General features: G+C 64.5%; 14 protein-coding genes and 1 pseudogene. All 15 read right to left on the reverse strand.

The genetic code is table 11. The features are described from left to right. Positions 1-45 precede the first annotated feature (45 nt). Positions 46-1113, reverse strand: a complete 1068-nt coding sequence (locus tag AB5K84_RS29385; protein WP_028171909.1) for an extracellular solute-binding protein — start codon at positions 1111-1113, stop codon at positions 46-48. A 22-nt stretch (positions 1114-1135) separates the two neighbouring features. Then, positions 1136-1942, reverse strand: coding sequence for an ABC transporter permease (locus tag AB5K84_RS29390; protein WP_011086328.1), 807 nt, complete (start codon positions 1940-1942; stop codon positions 1136-1138). Further along, positions 1939-2817: an ABC transporter permease gene (locus tag AB5K84_RS29395; protein WP_038965937.1), complete on the reverse strand. Its 879-nt coding sequence runs from the start codon at positions 2815-2817 to the stop codon at positions 1939-1941. Before AB5K84_RS29395 ends, AB5K84_RS29390 begins: the two co-directional genes overlap by 4 nt. After that, positions 2817-3947, reverse strand: coding sequence for an ABC transporter ATP-binding protein (locus tag AB5K84_RS29400; RefSeq protein WP_011086326.1), 1131 nt, complete (start codon positions 3945-3947; stop codon positions 2817-2819). The genes AB5K84_RS29395 and AB5K84_RS29400 overlap by 1 nt, the downstream gene beginning before the upstream one ends. Positions 3948-4048: 101 nt before the next feature. After that, positions 4049-4837: a shikimate dehydrogenase family protein gene (locus tag AB5K84_RS29405; protein ID WP_011086325.1), complete on the reverse strand. Its 789-nt coding sequence runs from the start codon at positions 4835-4837 to the stop codon at positions 4049-4051. A gap of 14 nt (positions 4838-4851) precedes the next feature. Beyond that, on the reverse strand, positions 4852-5499 hold the full coding sequence (locus AB5K84_RS29410) for a class II aldolase/adducin family protein (RefSeq protein ID WP_011086324.1): 648 nt from the start codon (positions 5497-5499) through the stop codon (positions 4852-4854). Beyond that, a complete protein-coding gene (gene otnK / locus AB5K84_RS29415; RefSeq protein WP_038965938.1) occupies positions 5496-6779 on the reverse strand; it encodes a 3-oxo-tetronate kinase in 1284 nt (427 codons plus the stop codon). Before otnK ends, AB5K84_RS29410 begins: the two co-directional genes overlap by 4 nt. A gap of 152 nt (positions 6780-6931) precedes the next feature. Then, on the reverse strand, positions 6932-7216 hold the full coding sequence (locus AB5K84_RS29420; RefSeq protein ID WP_028171913.1) for a GMC family oxidoreductase N-terminal domain-containing protein: 285 nt from the start codon (positions 7214-7216) through the stop codon (positions 6932-6934). Beyond that, a complete protein-coding gene (locus AB5K84_RS29425; RefSeq protein WP_370163106.1) occupies positions 7155-7331 on the reverse strand; it encodes a hypothetical protein in 177 nt (58 codons plus the stop codon). Before AB5K84_RS29425 ends, AB5K84_RS29420 begins: the two co-directional genes overlap by 62 nt. 116 nt (positions 7332-7447) lie before the next feature. Continuing rightward, positions 7448-8778: pseudogene (locus AB5K84_RS29430) on the reverse strand (MFS transporter). Positions 8779-8855: 77 nt separating this feature from the next. Then, on the reverse strand, positions 8856-9662 hold the full coding sequence (locus AB5K84_RS29435) for an enoyl-CoA hydratase/isomerase family protein (RefSeq protein WP_011086319.1): 807 nt from the start codon (positions 9660-9662) through the stop codon (positions 8856-8858). Between the two features lie 29 nt (positions 9663-9691). Beyond that, positions 9692-11236 (reverse strand): AMP-binding protein, encoded by a 1545-nt coding sequence (locus tag AB5K84_RS29440; RefSeq protein ID WP_038965939.1) that lies wholly within the window; start codon positions 11234-11236, stop codon positions 9692-9694. After that, complete coding sequence (locus tag AB5K84_RS29445) at positions 11229-11747, reverse strand: (2Fe-2S)-binding protein (RefSeq protein ID WP_011086317.1); 519 nt, start codon at positions 11745-11747, stop codon at positions 11229-11231. The genes AB5K84_RS29440 and AB5K84_RS29445 overlap by 8 nt, the downstream gene beginning before the upstream one ends. Continuing rightward, a complete protein-coding gene (locus AB5K84_RS29450) occupies positions 11744-12559 on the reverse strand; it encodes an FAD binding domain-containing protein (protein ID WP_011086316.1) in 816 nt (271 codons plus the stop codon). The genes AB5K84_RS29445 and AB5K84_RS29450 overlap by 4 nt, the downstream gene beginning before the upstream one ends. Continuing rightward, positions 12556-15549, reverse strand: a complete 2994-nt coding sequence (locus AB5K84_RS29455; RefSeq protein ID WP_063921440.1) for a xanthine dehydrogenase family protein molybdopterin-binding subunit — start codon at positions 15547-15549, stop codon at positions 12556-12558. Before AB5K84_RS29455 ends, AB5K84_RS29450 begins: the two co-directional genes overlap by 4 nt. Positions 15550-15555: the final 6 nt, after the last annotated feature.

A 15555-nucleotide genomic window follows, 5' to 3' on the forward strand; every position in this document is an offset into this window, starting at 1 on the left:
GTCCTCATCTTGCGAACGCGAAGCCGCGGGAGACGCTGTCGCGGCTCAGCGCGTCAGCCAGGCCATCCACCGCTCGCGCAATTCGTTGCGGTGCTCGCCGATCCAGGCGAAATCGGGTTTGACCAGCTTTTCGTAGTTTTCCGGCGAGGTCGCATAGAGATTGCGCTCTTCCGGCTTCAGCAACTCGATGGCCGACTTGCTGGCAGTTGCATAGTTGACGGCCCGCATGAACGGTACGTGGGCGTCGGGGCTCGCATAGAAGAAGTCGAGATAGGCCATGGCCGCGTTGAGGTCCGGCGCGCCCTTGAGAACAGCCATATAGCCGGTGTCGCGAATGGCCTGATCCCAGGACATGGCGACCGGAGCGCCCTCTTTCACGACGGCGAGCGCGCGTCCCGAATAGCTCATGGCCAAGACCACCTCGCGGCTGCGCATGATCTGCTGCACCTGATCGCCTGTTTTCCACCAGACGGAGACATTGGGACGAATCTCGTCAAGCTTCTTGTAGGCGCGATTGAGATCGAGCGGAAAGAGCTGGTCCGCCTTGACGCCGTCGGCGAGGAGCGCGGCCACGGGCACCCACCAGTCGCTGTCGCCGGTATCAGGCAGGCCACGAGGTCCGGGGAATTGCTTCACGTCCCAGAAATCGGCCCAGGTCTTCGGTGCCTTCTCCTTGAACGCCTCGGTATTGTAGGTGATCAGCATGCCTCCGGTCGTGCGAGCGACACCGTAGGGCTGGCAGGCATCGGAGACGCCGAACTTCTGGACGCTCGGCAGCTTGGCGCAGTCGATCTTCTCGAGCATGTCGGTGCGCCCGACCAGATCTGGACCGGTTGCCGTGACGATGTCGAACTCCATCTTGCCGGTTCGTTGCATTGCCTTGGCGCGCGCCCACTGGTCGGGAACTTCGACCGCGACCGGGACGACCTCGACATTCCTGGCCTTGTTGAAGGGCTCGTAGAAGTATTTCGCCAGCGTGTTGCCCATCAGACCACCGGTCGTGGCAATCACCAGCTGATCTTCGAGCTTCTGAGCGGCAGCCGGCAACGTTACAGAAAGAGCGGAAGCCAGCGCAAGCAGTGCTGAGGTCCGCTTCCAGGTCTTCTTCGACATCGACGTTCTCCTCTTTGAGCTCTCATCCGGCGCTTGACTGAGTCTTGCTGCGGGACCGGAGTGCATGGCCTCCCAGCAAGATCGCGATGGACAGGACGATCAGCAGCGTCGCGATCGCAGGAATTATGGGTGTCAGATTCTGCTCGATGTCCTCGAACATACGACGCGGCAGCGTCTTCTGGCGTATGCCGGACAGGAAGAACGACACGACGGGTTCGTCGAAGGAGATGATGAAGGCAAACAGCGCGCCGCTCGCAAGACTCGGCAGGACCAGCGGCAGCGTCACGAAGCGAAAGGCCTGAAAGCGCGTCGCACCGCAGCTCATCGCCGCCGCTTCGAGATTGGCGTCGACGCTGCCCAGGGCCGCCGCCATCGTGAACACGACGAACGGCAGGGTCAGAACCGTATGTGCAAGCACAAAGCCGGGAACGGTTCCCGAGAGACCGATCGTCTGGAAAAACAGGTAGAGACCGACGGCGAGCGCGATATGCGGCACGATGATCGGCCCTATCAGGAGGATCTGGAACAGGGTCACGAGCCGGCTGCGACCACGGACCATGGCATAGGTGGCTGCGGTTCCGATCAGCGAAGCACAGGCTGCCGTCAGAAGCGCCACTTGCACGCTGAGCCAGGTGGCCGCACGCCACTGCCTGCTGTCGAAATACTCGGCGTACCATTTCAAGGTGAAACCGGTCGGCGGGAATGCCAGGTAGTCGTTCTGGCTGAACGACATTGGAATGACGATGACGAGCGGCACAATGATGAATGCCAGCACAGCATAAACATAGGCGCCCAGCACGAGGGAACCTCGGTCGGTCGGCGGTTTCACGAGGCGCTCCCCATCAGCCGGTCGAAACGCAACGTCTTGCTGAACACGATCGCGAGCAAGGTCACGAAGAACGTCAGCACCCCCACCAATGCGGCGGCGAAGGGCCAGTCAAGGACCTCGCGGATCTGCTTTGACACGAGGGTCGAGATCATCATCTCCTGCGGTGAGCCGAGAAGCGCTGGCGTGATGAAGAAACCAAGCGCCGTGAGAAACACCAGCAGCGATCCGGAAACGACGCCCGGCAGGCTCAATGGAAGAATGACTTCGAGAAAGGTCCGCAGGCGCGTCGCGCCAAGCACGGCGGCCGCCCGCGTATAGTCGTTCGGAATGCTGCGCAAGGCGCCGTAGATCGGTAGGATCATGAACGGCAGCAACACGTGAGTCATGGCGATGACCACCGCGCTCTGGGTGTAGAGCAGCTTGAACGGCTGCGAGGTCAGGCCGAGGGCCATCAACGCCGAGTTGATCAGCCCATTGCGCTGGAACAGGAAAGACCAGGCGGCGGTGCGCACCAGTACGCTCGACCAGAGCGGCAGGATCACGCAGACCGCGACAAGGGCGGCGGGCGCCCCCTTCGTCCGGCTCATATAGTAGGCCACCGGGAAGCCGAGAACCGCGGACAGGGCTGTCACGAGCGCAGCAGTCCAGAGCGTGCGCATCAGGACGCGCGCGTGAACCGGGTTGTCGACGACGCGGGCGTAGTTGTCCAAGGTCGGATGCGGCTCCAAGAAGCTGATCAGGAGGAGCTGCGCAATCGGATAAATGAAGACGAAGGCGATGACGGCGAAGAACGGTAGCAGCAGCAGCAGCGTCGACAGGCCGCTCAGCCTGCGGCCATCGGAGTACCAGAACTGCGATCGCACCTCCTTCGTCATCACCGCTTCCCTCGGTAGAGCAGGATCGCCGCCGCAGGCACGGTGAAGGACGCAACGTCTCCGGGAGCCAGGGAGCTGAGCTGCGATTCGCCCGGAATGCGCGCACGCATCTCGGTACCATCCGGCAGGCGGCCGATCAGGAGCATGGCTGACCCCGCATAGACGATGTCGCTCAGCGTGACGTTGACGATTTGCCCTGCCGCACTCGCGCCGAGCCGTAGCCGCTCGGGCCTCACGGCCATCACCGCGGCTTCGCCGGCCTTCACTGCATCGACCGCTGCGGTCGCCGGCAGTTGCCACGTCTCACCCCATGGCAGCCCCACCGAGACAACGTCGCCGACGCTTTCGACCGTGACGTCAACGAAATTCATCTCGCCGATGAAGCCGGCGGTGAAGAGATTTGCGGGCCTCTCGTAGAGTTCGCGTGCCGGCCCGATCTGCTTGATCTTACCATCCTTCAGGACGGCGATCCGGTCGGCCATGGTCAGGGCCTCACTCTGATCGTGAGTGACGAAGATGACGGTAATGCCGAGCTCGGCATGCAGGCGCTTGATCTCGAGCTGCATGTCCTCACGCAGATTCTTGTCGAGTGCGCTGAGTGGCTCGTCCATCAACAGGACGCGCGGCTGATAGACGACGGCTCGCGCGAGCGCCACGCGTTGCTGCTGGCCGCCGGAGAGCTCGTTGGGACGACGGTTGCCGTAACCGCCCAGACGCACCGTTTCGAGCGCAGCTTCGGCGCGCGCATGACGCTCGGCCTTCGGCAGTCCACGCATCTTCAGAGGAAAGGCGACGTTGTCCAAGATCGTCATGTGCGGGAACAGCGTGTAGTTCTGAAATACCATTCCCAGGTTGCGCCTGTTCGAGGGCACATAGGTGAGGTCTTCGGAATCCACCTGGATGGTGCCGCTTGTCGGAAACTCGAACCCCGCAACGCTCATCAGGATGGTGGTCTTGCCGGAGCCGGAAGGTCCAAGCAAAGCGATGAATTCGCCGGCGGCAATATCGAGATCCACGCCGTCGACGGCAAAAACCGGGCCGAAGCGTTTTTCCAGACGGCTGATGCGGATGGATGCGCCCGCTGTTGCCGGTGTGGTCGATGCAGCCTTCACGAAGATCTCGTTTCCCATCTGACCGCCTGGTACGACGCGGGAGGCAAATGCCCCTTACACTGATGCCGGGGACCTCGATCCACGGCGGCCGCTCGCGATATAATATTTGATATATCAGGCTATCGCGCAATAAAGCGCGCGACAAGGGCCATTTGCGCGTCGAGCATCGGCTTGCCGCCGATGGTTCTCGCGCCCTGAGCTGCGGCCTGTTCCAGAAGCCGGGTCACCTCGGGGGTGACGATGATGTCGCTGACGGCGGTCGCGGGACCCACTCCCTCGATATCGAGCGGCAGAGGGTCATCCGTCTTCATGCCGAGCGACGTCGTATTGACGATGAGGTCGAACGCGCGTGCCTCAGCGCGCCCGGCATTGACCTTCGTCTCCGGATAGCGCCGTGACACCGCCTCGGCGAGCGCATGCGCCTTCGCTCCATCCCGATTCATGATGGTCAGCTCGCGTGCGCCGGCCTCGGCCAGGCCGAATGCGGTTGCGCGCCCCGCACCGCCTGCTCCGACCTGGAGCACTTTCCGGCCACGAACCGCAATCTGATGCTGCGCAAGGCTGGCGACAAAACCCCGCGCGTCCAGATTGTCGCCGATGAGGCGTCCGTCAGCCGTTCGCTTGACGAAATTGACGGCGCCGATGAGCGCCGCCGTTGGCGTCGTCTCATCCAGATGTTCGATCACGCCTGTCTTGTGCGGGATCGTGACACCAAAGCCGACGACATTGCGCATCAGCCTGACGCTCGCGAGAACTGCCCCCAGATCGGCCGGCAGCACATGAAGCGGCGATACCGCCACGTCGTCGTCGATGGACTGAAAATAGGTGTTCAAGACAGCGCTTGCGCGAACATGGTCGACCGGGTGCGCCAGCACGAACATGATCTTGGTCTTGCCGGTGATCTCCATGGGCCCTCCTTCGATCAGGCTGGTAAAGCAACTCGGCCGTAGCTCGCATAGCGTTCGAGCACCCGCGCCATTTCATCATCGGGAAGGATCGTCGGCGCGCCGGCCTGACAGGCGAGCAGATACTGCCTGGCAAGAGTCTCAAGCTTTACGGTGAGATCGAAAGCCGCCTGCAGGCTTGCGCCCGCGGCGATCATCCCGTGGTTGGCCAGCAGGCAGGCCTTGCGCTTCCGAAGCGCGGCGACCGCGCCTTCGGCGAGCGCTCGTGTTCCAAATGTCGCGTAGGGAACGCACGGCACGTCGTTCCCGCCAAAACCCGCGACCATGTAGTGGAACGCCGGAATTGGCTTCGCAAGACATGCCAGCGCGACACAGCAGTCGGCATGTGTATGTACGACCGCATTCACGTGCGGATAGGCCTTGAGGATGGCGAGGTGCATATGCCATTCGCTGGACGGCAGGCCGCCGCCGAGCACGGTTCCGTCGTGCTTCAGCCGCACCAGGCGATCGGGCGTCGTGTTGCCGCTGTTGCCACCACTCGGCGTGATGAGAATGTCCTCCCCGAGGCGGCAGCTTACATTGCCGCTGCTGCCGTGATTGAACCCCTTCTTTTCAAGCGTCTCGACGATGTTTAGCAGCGATTGCCTGGTTTCGAGCTCGTTCAATTGGCATCCTCCGGATTCAGCATCGATTTCAGCGTCGTCATGAACAGGTCGACCGGCCCGAGCTTGCCGGACTTGAGGCAAAGGGCGATCGGATCCGCGTCGTCGGTCGTGGCCGTGCCGATGCCCGGGCCGCCATAGGGGCCAACCCGCAGGCTTCGAATGCCAAGGTGATCAACGATCGAACCCGAGGTCTCGCCGCCGGCGACGACGAAGCGGCGGACTCCGGCACCACGAAGAGAAACAGCGAGACGGCCGAGGATGGTCTCGGCAAGTTGCGCAGCACCTTCGCGCCCATATCGCTCCTGGACCATTTTGACGACTTCGGGAGACTCCGAGGTTGAGATGGCGATAGGCCCGTCCTTCAGCCGCGGTCGCACCCAGTCGAGCGCCACCCCGACTGCTGACCCGACATCGTCGGCCGCCAGGAGATTCATCCGAAGCACTGGGCGGTGTCGTTCGAATTCGGCGAGTTGCTCGAGCGTGCGTTCCGCGCAACTGCCGGCAAGAACCACCCCGCTGCCATCCACTGCGGGCAAGCGCGCCCGGTTGCTCGTTGGGGCGACGAGCCCCTGCGCCTTCCAGATCGCAGGGTAGTGCTGAACGATAGTTGCGTTGCCCGTCATCAACTTCCAGTCGGAAGTCAGCTCGGCGAGCACATCGAGATCGCGATCATAGATCGCATCCGTAATGAAGTAGCGAACACCCTGCCCGGTCGCGGACGCGATAGCCTGCTCCAAATGTGCAGGGCCGGCACTGACCGAAGGATGGGCAAGAAGGCCGACCCTGGTTGGCGTCTGCCTCTGCAACACGCGAACGAGATCGGGATCCGTCATCGGCGTCAGCGGATCGTTGCGCTTCGGCGAGTCCGAGATCAGCTCGGTCCCGAGAAAGAGATGGCCGTTGTAGACGGTGCGACGAAGCGAGGGAGAGGCGGGGCAAAACGCAGTGTGGTCCGCGCCCGTGAGCTGCATCAGCATGTCCGCCACGGGACCGATATTGCCGCGGTCGGTGGAATCGAATGTCGCACAATACTTGAAGAAGATCTGACGCGCGCCACGCGCGAGCAAAGCCCGCGCCGCCTTCCCGCTCCTGGCAACAGCTTCGTCAGCCGGGATGACGCGCGTTTTTTGCGCAACCACGATGGCGGGGATGTCGCCGATCGTCGCAACAAGTTCGGGGTCGGTGACAAACGCGCAGTCGATACCGGCAGCGATGAGCATGGCGGCGGTCTCCATACCGCCGGTTAGATCGTCCGCCACCACCCCAAAAACTGGTTTCATGATGCCCTTACACGATTTCACGCCACCGCCTCAGCGTTGATACATGATATATCAAATATTACAATAGAGCTTGGCGCCGCGATATTGGTCCGAGCGGACGCTCGGCGTTCCTTCGTCCGGCATTCGACCGGCGGGAAGATACCGTCTTCGAATTAGCCGTTCTGGTCCTCTCGGAACGGCAGGCCCGTCGCCGACAACGCCTCGCCGACGGCGCGGCCAAACGGCGGCATCGCCTCGTGCGCGATGCGGCGGACCGGGATCGGGCCGCTTCGGCCGTGCAACGGGCCGTCGAAATCCAGATCGGTCTCGAGCTTGAGAAAGTACGGCAGCACGTCCGCCCAGCCCCAGCCTCGCGCTCCGAGATCGCGCCATTCGTCATAGTCGCGCGGCAAGCCACGATTGGCCGACTGCGCATTGATACTGGAGCCGCCGCCCATCACCGGCCCTGCTCATAGACACGGGCGACCGGCTTGCTCCCGGCGGCATGTCCATTCCGGCTTCGATCAGGAGAACGCGGCGGTGCCCATCGGCGGAAAGCCGGTTAGCGAGCACGCGGCCCGCCGCCCCGCCGCCGACGATCAGGTCGTCTGATGCAGTCCATCCATACCCGTCTCGTTGCGCAATTCGATGGATCGGCGCGGCCGCGGGTGCAGCCGCGCCGATTTGGCCTAGCGGAAATTGCCCTTGGTCTCCGGGATCACGATCGCGCCGATCAGATAAATCACGAACACGCCGACCGCGAAATAGGCCAACGAGATCGGAATCTCTGCGGGGCTGCCGCTCACCAGCGAGACGAAGGTCGGCATCATGCCGCCCAGCGCAAAGCCAATGTTCCAGGACAAGCCCGTGCCGCTCGCGCGCAGCGCAGTCGGAAAGCGCTCGTTCAGGAAGATCAGCACCGGCGCATAGCCGGCATTGCCGATGAAGGCGATTGCCAGCGCGTAGACCGTGATCTGCGTCGTGTCCTTTGTCGCAGCGAGATTGAGATAGCACAGTGGCAGCAGCACTGCCGCCAGTGCGCCGATCAGAAGGAACGTCTTCTTGCGGCCGATGCGGTCGCTCAGCGCGCCGACCAGCACCGCAGAGAAGAACGCCGACACGCTCGCGCCCATCAGGATCAGCGACGAAGTCTGGTTCGGGACCGCGTTGATGACCTTCAGGAAGCTCGGCAGGTAGCCCGAGGTCAGGTAATAGCCGGCTCCACCGCCGAAGGTGATGAGAAATTGACCAGCAGCACGCCGCGATACTGGCCGGAGAACACGTCCTTCACCGGCGCCTTCGAGACCTTCGCCTGCTTGTTGCCCTGCTGGCGCTTCAGCTCCTTGAAGTACGGGGATTCCTCGAGGTTCCGGAAGATGAACCAGCCCAGCAGCGAGCTCAGCAGGCCCGAGAAGAACATGAAACGCCAGCCCCAGACCGCGAAGGCATCGCCGGGGAAGACCGAGGACGTGATCAGGAAGATGAAGGATGCGAGCAGCGCACCGATGCCCGCGCCGCCGCCGCCGACCAGGCCCGACATCGCGCCGCGCCATTGCGGCGGCACGGACTCGGTGCCGATGGTATGGGTGGACGCCACGACGCCGCCGACGAAGATGCCCTGGACCAGCCTCAGGATCAGGAACATGATCGGCGCGATCACGCCGACCTGCGCGATGGTCGGCAGCAGGCCGAACGCCGCCGTGCTGAGGCCGACGCCCACAATGGCGATCAGCATCGCCTGCTTGCGGCCGTGCACGTCGGCATAATGGCCGAACACCGCCGAGCCGAGCGGCCGCATCAAAAGCGTGACCGCGAACGAGCCATAGACCGCGGCCAGCGAGAGCGCGGCATTGCTCGACGGAAAGAACAGCGCGCCGACGACCGGCGCCACGTAGAGCAGAATGAACAAATCGAACAGATCGAGCGCCCATCCGAGCACCGATGCGATGATCGCATTGACCATCTGCTTGTTGTCAGCCGATGCCTGTGCACCGGCGACCGGCATATCCATCTCAGCCATGTTGTTTTACCTCCCCCGTTTGAACGGCGCCGCGGTCCGCGCCATTGCGAACCGCGGCATTGCGCTTGCGTCGCGTCTCAGCGGCCGACGAATCTCGGCGGGCGCTTGGCGTTGAAGGCCTCGACGCCCTCCTTGAAGTCTTCCGACTGGCGCAGGCGGCTGTAGCAATGGCCTTCGAGCTCGATGGCGATGGCGAGCGTCGAGTCCTCGGTGTCGTTGAGGAGCTTCTTGGCGGTGCGCTGCGCCAGCGGCGAGAAGGTACGAAGCTCGTCGACGAGCGTGTCGGTCGCCTTCTCCAGCTCGGCATCCGGCACGCATTCGGTGGCGATGCCCCATTCATAGGCCTGCTTGGCCGAGATGCGTTTGGAGCGCATCACGATGTCCTTGGTGCGGGTGATGCCGACCATCTTCTGCAGGCGGGCCGAGCCGCCCGAGCCCGGGATCTGGCCGAGCTTCTGCTCCGGGAGCGCATATTGCGTGGTCTCGGATGCGATGCGGAAGTCGCAGGCCAGCGACAACTCGAAGCCTACGCCGAAGCAGTAGCCGCGATTGGCGACGATAACAGGCTTGGCGCAACGCGCCGGCGCGGCGATGTTCCAGGCGAGCTTGGAGACGTGCTCGGGGCTCGCTTCCATGAAGCCTCCGATATTGCCGCCGCTTGAGAAATGCTCGCCCTCTCCGCGCAGCACGATGATGCGCACGCGCGGATCCTCGTCCAGAGTCTCGAAGGTCAGCCGAAGCTGGTCGCGCTGCGGCATCGCCACGACGTTGTAGGGCGGACGTCCCAGGATGATGTCCGCGCGCTCGTGCGCTTCGTCGATCTCGACCTTGAACCCGTCGAGCTTGGCAAGCCGGGGATCGGCAAAAGTATAGGATGACGGCATCTTCGCTTCCTTCTGTTGATGCGTGATGATCAAGCGGCGTCCGATGGCGGGCGGCGCTCGGTCTCGTATTCTCCGGCGACGAGCAGGCGCCGCAGCAGCTTGCCGACCGGCGACTTCGGGATCGCGTCGACGAAGACGTAGCGGCGCGGCCGCTTGAAGTTGGCGAGCCCCGAGGTGCGGCAGAACTGCTCCAGCTCGCTCTCGGAAACGTTGCGATTGCGCTTGACGAAGGCGGCGACGATTTTGCCCCATTTTTCGTCGGCGACACCGACCACGGCGACCTCATCGACATCAGGATGCAGCGACAGGCAGCTCTCGATCTCGACCGGCGAGACGTTCTCGCCGCCGGTGATGATCATGTCGTCGACGCGGCCGGTGACGAACAGGTCGCCGTCGGGATCGACGTAGCCGGTGTCGCCGGTAAAGTACCAGCCCTCGCGCAGCGACTTGGCGTCGGCTTCGGGACGCCGCCAGTAACCTTCGAAAGCCTCGTCACCGGCGAGCGTCGCTATGATCTCGCCCTCCTCGCCAACCGCAGCAAGCTCGGCGACCGACCGCGCGCCGATGCGAACAACCTTGACGTGCTGGTTCAGCCCCGCCTTGCCGGCCGAGCCCGGCTTTGCCGCGGCGTTCTGATCGATGGTAAAGGTGTAGATCTCCGAGCTGCCGTAATGATTGACGAACAGGTTTGGCTTGAACGCCTCGTTCAGCTTCTTCAGCAGGCCATCGGTCATCGAGGCGCCGGCGAAACCGAGCTTGCGCACGCTGGAGACGTTGGTCCCGGCAAACGTCTCGTGATGGACGAGGTCGTGATAGAGCGTCGGCACCAGATAGAGGTTGGTGATCTCCTCCTTCTCGATCAGCGCCAGCGCCTGGCGGCTGTCATAGCGCGGCAGGCAGATGAACGTGCCGCCGATCAGCGACATCGCCAGCAGCGAGCGGACGCCCATGGTGTGGTAGAGCGGCATGACGCCGAGCGTGCGCTCCCCGCGGCCGTAGAGATTCTGCGCGACATGGGCGATCGCTGCGGCTCGCTCGGCGCGGTGCCGGCGCGGCACGCCCTTTGGCCGAGACGTCGTGCCCGAGGTGTAGAGCATGATCGACCAGGCATCGGCACCGACACGCGGCTCCGCGTCGGGCGCGCGGTCCTTGATCAGGTCAGAAAAGCTGGTGGCCTCACCGGTCCCGGGATCGACGGACACGCGCAGCAGCCTGCCTGCCAGCGCCGAACCCTGCACGGGCTCGGCAGAGATGTCCTGATGGAAGACCGCGCAGGCCTCGGCGTTCTCGATGCAATAATCGAGCTCGTCGGCCTTGGCGCGCCAGTTGATCGGCGTGATCACGAGGCCCGCGATCTGGCAGGCCCAGTGCAGCGTCGCCGCCTCCCAGCGGTTCTGCAGCAGCGTGACGACGTGATCGCCGGGCTTGAGGCCGAGGCGGTCGAACGACGCCACCAGCGCGGAAATCTTGTCGTACCATTGCCGATAGGTCAGACGAAGGTCGCCGTCGACCAAGGCAATCGCATTGGGATCGCGCGCGGCGCTGGCCATGAAGCTGCTGGCGAGATCAAGCATCGGACGTCTCATTTTTGGATGAAGCGAGTTCGGCGGCGGCTTCGAGCGCCGCCTGGATGATTGGGGTGTAGCCGGTGCAGCGGCAGATATGCCCGCTGAGAAGATCCCGGATCTCCGCCTCGGTCGGCGCCGGGTTATTCGCGAGATAATGGTCCAGCGACATCAAGATGCCGGCGGTGCAGAAGCCGCACTGGAGCGCGTGGTTGCGGCGGAAGGCCTGCTGCAGCACGCCAAGCCGATCGGCCGACGGCGCGAGCCCTTCGACCGTCTTCAGTTCGCAGCCATCGACTTGCGCCGCGAGCGTCAGGCACGACCGCGTCAGCATGCCGTCGACGACGATTGTGCAGGCGCCGCAGACACCGTGCTCGCAGCCGACATGGGTGCCGGTCGCCCCCAGCTGGTGACGCAGAAAATCCGAGAGCAGCATCCGCGGCTCGGCCTCGCCCTCGACGGGATTGCCGTTGAGCGCGAAACGGACGGCATGGCGGCGGTCCGCCTTGAGACGGGTCATTGCAGCACCTCGCCGATCAGGTCGCGGCCTATCATGCGCACGAGGTCGCGGCGGTAGCGCGCGGTCGCGTGGACGTCGTCGTGGGCGCCAAGCTCGTAAGCGAAGGCGTTGAGGGCGTCGTCGAGCGCGGTCCCATCGAGCCGCGGCCAATCGCGCGCGGTCGGCACATCCGCGACGCCCCCGACAGCGAGGCGCACACCCGTTGGCGTCTTCATGGCTGCGCAGGCGACGATCGCGAAATCACCGTGCCGGCGCGCGACCTCGCGGAAAGCGACGCGCGATCCCTTGATGACAGGCAGCGATATGCTTTCGATCAGCTCATCATCAGCGCGCGCGGTCAGCATCATGCCGGAGAAGAAGTCCTTTGCCGCCACGCGGCGGCGTCGTTTAGCGTTGCGCAAGAACACCTCACCGCCAAGCGCGACCAGCGTCAGCGGAATCTCGGCGCTGGGATCGGCATGCGCGAGCGAACCGCAGATGGTGCCACGGCTGCGGGTCTGCATGTGCCCGACCCAGGGCAGCGCCAGCGCCACCAGCGGCAGGGTCTCGGCAAGATCTGGCCAGGCCAGGAGATCGGCCTGGCGTACACCGGCGCCGATGACGACGGCGTCGCCCTTCCGCTCGATCTGGCGCAGCTCCCTGAGACGCATGATGTCGATCAACAGTTTTGGCTTGGCAAGGCGCATGTTGAGCATCGCCATCAGTGACTGCCCGCCCGCGAGCACGCGGGCATCGCCGCCCTGCTGTGCCAGTCCATCAAGGACATCACTGATGCTCTCGGCGCGGAGATAGTCGAATGCGGGCGGCTTCATCGGCGCCCCCCGAACAGGCCGGCCAGCAACGCGAACAGCGAGAAACCTCCGCCCTCCGCGCCACCACCGCCGGCCTTGCGGGCCAGCGCGGTGAAGAACTGGCCGATGATGACGCGCGTCGCGCCATCGAGCAGCCGCCCGCCGATGCTGGCGACCTTGCCGCCGATGGCAGCGTCATAGCTGTAGGTGAGCTTCGTTCCGCCGTTGCCGTCGGGCGCGAGCGTGATGCGTCCATCGGCGCTGCCAAAACCCAGCGCGCCGCTGGCACCGCCGCGCAAGGTCACTGCATGCGGCGGATCGAGATCGAACAATTCCACATCGGCACGATAGCGGCCGGTGACGGGGCCGATGCCGAGCGTCACGTCGGCGCGAAAATGCGTCTCGGTGACCTTGTCGACGCTCTGGCAACCGGGAATGACCGATTGCAGCGTCGCGGGATCGAGCAGCATGGCCCAGACCTGCTCCGGCGCGCTCTTGACCGAGGCCTGCCCCTCGCCGCGCAGCCGCCGGTCGCCTTCGCGCACGGGCGCTGCGGTCGCACCGCCTGCTGGCGGCGGCGGCTCGGCACCGCGCACCATCTCCGCAAGGCGCGCCGGCACCAGCGGCAAGGTGATGTCGGCAACGCCCAGCGCATCCGCGACCGCATTGGCAAGGCACACCGGCGTCGACATGCAATTGCCTTCGCCGACGCCCTTGGCGCCGAGCGGGGTGAACGGCGACGGCGTCTCCATGTGGATGATTTCGGGCTCCGGCACCTCGGTCGTGGTCGGCAGCAGATAGTCGGCGAGCGTTCCCGTCAGGAAGCTGCCGTCCTCGGTGTAGGCATATTCCTCAAAGAGTGCGGCGCCGAGCGCCTGAGTGAAGCCGCCGCGGATCTGGCCGTTGACCATGCCAGGATGCAAAATGGTGCCGCAATCGTGCATGGTGACGTAGCGGTCGATGCGCGTCTCCAGCGTCGTGCGGTCGATCTCGACGCCGCAGAAGTCGAAGATGAAACCGTGGCAAAGCGAGGAATTGATGCGGTCCTCATCGTCCGGCGGCGTCAGCTCCGGCGGCGTCCAGAACACAGTCTCGCGGATGGTCTGGCCTGCGTCGTCGCGTAGCGAACCCGGCGACCAGTGGCTGAGCGCGGCGACGCGCGAGAACGCGATCCGGTTCTCGGGATTGTGTTTTGATGCGACGAATCCCCGCGCGAACACGATGTCCGGCGCCTCGACGTTCAACTGGCTGGCGGCGATGCGCGCGAGCTTGCCGGCGACGCGCTCGGCCGCGATCTTCGCGGTGCCGGCCACCGCCGCCGCGAAGCGGCTCGCATAGTTGCCCGATGCGATCGACCAGGCATCCTTGGCGGTGTCGATCTCGGTGTTGACGCGGATATCCCTGGGCTGGAGGCCAAACACATCGGCAACGACCTGCGACACCACAGTACGATGGCCTTGCCCCTGCGGCACGGACGCCACATGCACCGTGACGCTGCCGACCGGATCGAGCCCGACGGTCGCGGTCGCCTGCGCGCCGTTCTTCGGTCCGGCCTTGCGGCGCTCGGCCGCCGTCAGCACGGTGGTGATGTAGCCCATGTTGGAAACGCTGGGCTCGACTACCGCGGTGAAGCCGATGCCGTAGAGACGCCCCTCTGCCCGCGCCTCGTCGCGCCGTGCTTTCAGTTCGGCAAGCCGGCCCTGCTCGACCGCGCGCGCGATCGCTTCGTGGTAGTTGCCGGAATCCAGGAGCGCGCCCATCGCTGTTCGATAGGGAAACGCGTTCGCCTCGATCAGATTGCGCTTGATGACGTCGAGCGGATCGAGCCCGAGGCCGATCGCGATGCGCTGCACCAGCCGTTCGAGCGCGAAATAGACCTGCGGACCACCAAAACCGCGGTTGAGGCCGGTCGGCGTCTTGTTGGTGACGACGACGCGGTTGCGGACCTTGACGTGGCTTATGTCGTAGGCGCCGGTCAGATTGCCGTGCATGCGATAAAGCGTCGCCGGCTCGGGCGCGCGCAGATGAGCGCCGCAATCCTCGACCTGGTCCCAGTCGAGCGCGAGGATCTTTCCATCGACGCCAACCGCCGCCGACAGCGTCGTCGCGCGATTGGTCGCCGACACCGAAGCGGTAAGATGCTCGAGCCGGTCCTCGATCCATTTGACCGGCCGCCCCGTGACGCGCGCCGCCGCGGCGATCAGCACGATATAGGGAAACACGCCCTGCTTGACGCCAAAACTGCCACCGGAATCCGGCGGCGTGCGCAGCCGTAAGCGATTGCCCGGCACTTTCAGCGCACGCGCGATCACCGTGTGGATGCTGAACGGGCCCTGGAAATTGGCGAGCACCTCGAACGCGTCCTCGCCCGCATCGTGCGAGGCGACGACGCCATAGGTCTCGATCGGCGTGCAGGAGTTGCGGGGATATCGGATGTCGATGGAGAAGCGATGCGGCGCATCCGCGAAGGCTTCTTCAGGATCGCCGTAGCGAAATGAGCGGTCGCTGGCGAGATTGCCGGGAAAGCCGTCATGCAGCACCGACGCCCCCGGTGCGATTGCACCAAGCGGATCGACGACGGCGCCGCGCGGGCGATATTCGACGTTGATCAGCTCGGCCGCATCCTCGGCTCGGGCGCGGTCGGTGGCCACGACCACAGCAACCGGCTCTCCGACATAGCGCACACGGTCCGTCGCGATCGGCCAGCATTCGACCGGCGCCTTCACGCCGACGACCAGGCTTGTCGTGACGGCCTTGACGTCGCTGCCGGTCAGAACCGCGGCAACGCCCGGCAGGCGTTTTGCAGCTTCAGCATCGATGGAGAGAATGTCGGCATGTGCGTGCGGCGAGCGCAGGATGGTCGCGTGCAGCGTGCCGGGCTGGACACCGAGATCGTCGATGAAGCGACCGCGGCCAGAGAGCAGCGCGGCGTCCTCGACGCGCTCGATCGAGCGCCCAACCCACGGCTCATCGCTACTTCCCGGATTTGCGGATTTGACCGCCTGCAACATGTCCCG

The organism is Bradyrhizobium sp. 1200_D9_N1_1 (assembly GCF_052075915.1).
Classification (GTDB): Bacteria; Pseudomonadota; Alphaproteobacteria; order Rhizobiales; family Xanthobacteraceae; genus Bradyrhizobium; species Bradyrhizobium diazoefficiens.

What these genes read in the sequence shown, in the direction of transcription:
- AB5K84_RS29385 (WP_028171909.1), bottom strand. Translation starts at nt 1,113, where the DNA reads ATGTCGAAGAAGACCTGGAAGCGGACCTCAGCACTGCTTGCGCTGGCT.
- AB5K84_RS29395 (WP_038965937.1), bottom strand. Translation starts at nt 2,817, where the DNA reads ATGACGAAGGAGGTGCGATCGCAGTTCTGGTACTCCGATGGCCGCAGG.
- AB5K84_RS29400 (WP_011086326.1), bottom strand. Translation starts at nt 3,947, where the DNA reads ATGGGAAACGAGATCTTCGTGAAGGCTGCATCGACCACACCGGCAACA.
- AB5K84_RS29405 (WP_011086325.1), bottom strand. Translation starts at nt 4,837, where the DNA reads ATGGAGATCACCGGCAAGACCAAGATCATGTTCGTGCTGGCGCACCCG.
- otnK (WP_038965938.1), bottom strand. Translation starts at nt 6,779, where the DNA reads ATGAAACCAGTTTTTGGGGTGGTGGCGGACGATCTAACCGGCGGTATG.
- AB5K84_RS29420 (WP_028171913.1), bottom strand. Translation starts at nt 7,216, where the DNA reads ATGGGCGGCGGCTCCAGTATCAATGCGCAGTCGGCCAATCGTGGCTTG.
- AB5K84_RS29435 (WP_011086319.1), bottom strand. Translation starts at nt 9,662, where the DNA reads ATGCCGTCATCCTATACTTTTGCCGATCCCCGGCTTGCCAAGCTCGAC.
- AB5K84_RS29440 (WP_038965939.1), bottom strand. Translation starts at nt 11,236, where the DNA reads ATGCTTGATCTCGCCAGCAGCTTCATGGCCAGCGCCGCGCGCGATCCC.
- AB5K84_RS29445 (WP_011086317.1), bottom strand. Translation starts at nt 11,747, where the DNA reads ATGACCCGTCTCAAGGCGGACCGCCGCCATGCCGTCCGTTTCGCGCTC.
- AB5K84_RS29450 (WP_011086316.1), bottom strand. Translation starts at nt 12,559, where the DNA reads ATGAAGCCGCCCGCATTCGACTATCTCCGCGCCGAGAGCATCAGTGAT.
- AB5K84_RS29455 (WP_063921440.1), bottom strand. Translation starts at nt 15,549, where the DNA reads ATGTTGCAGGCGGTCAAATCCGCAAATCCGGGAAGTAGCGATGAGCCG.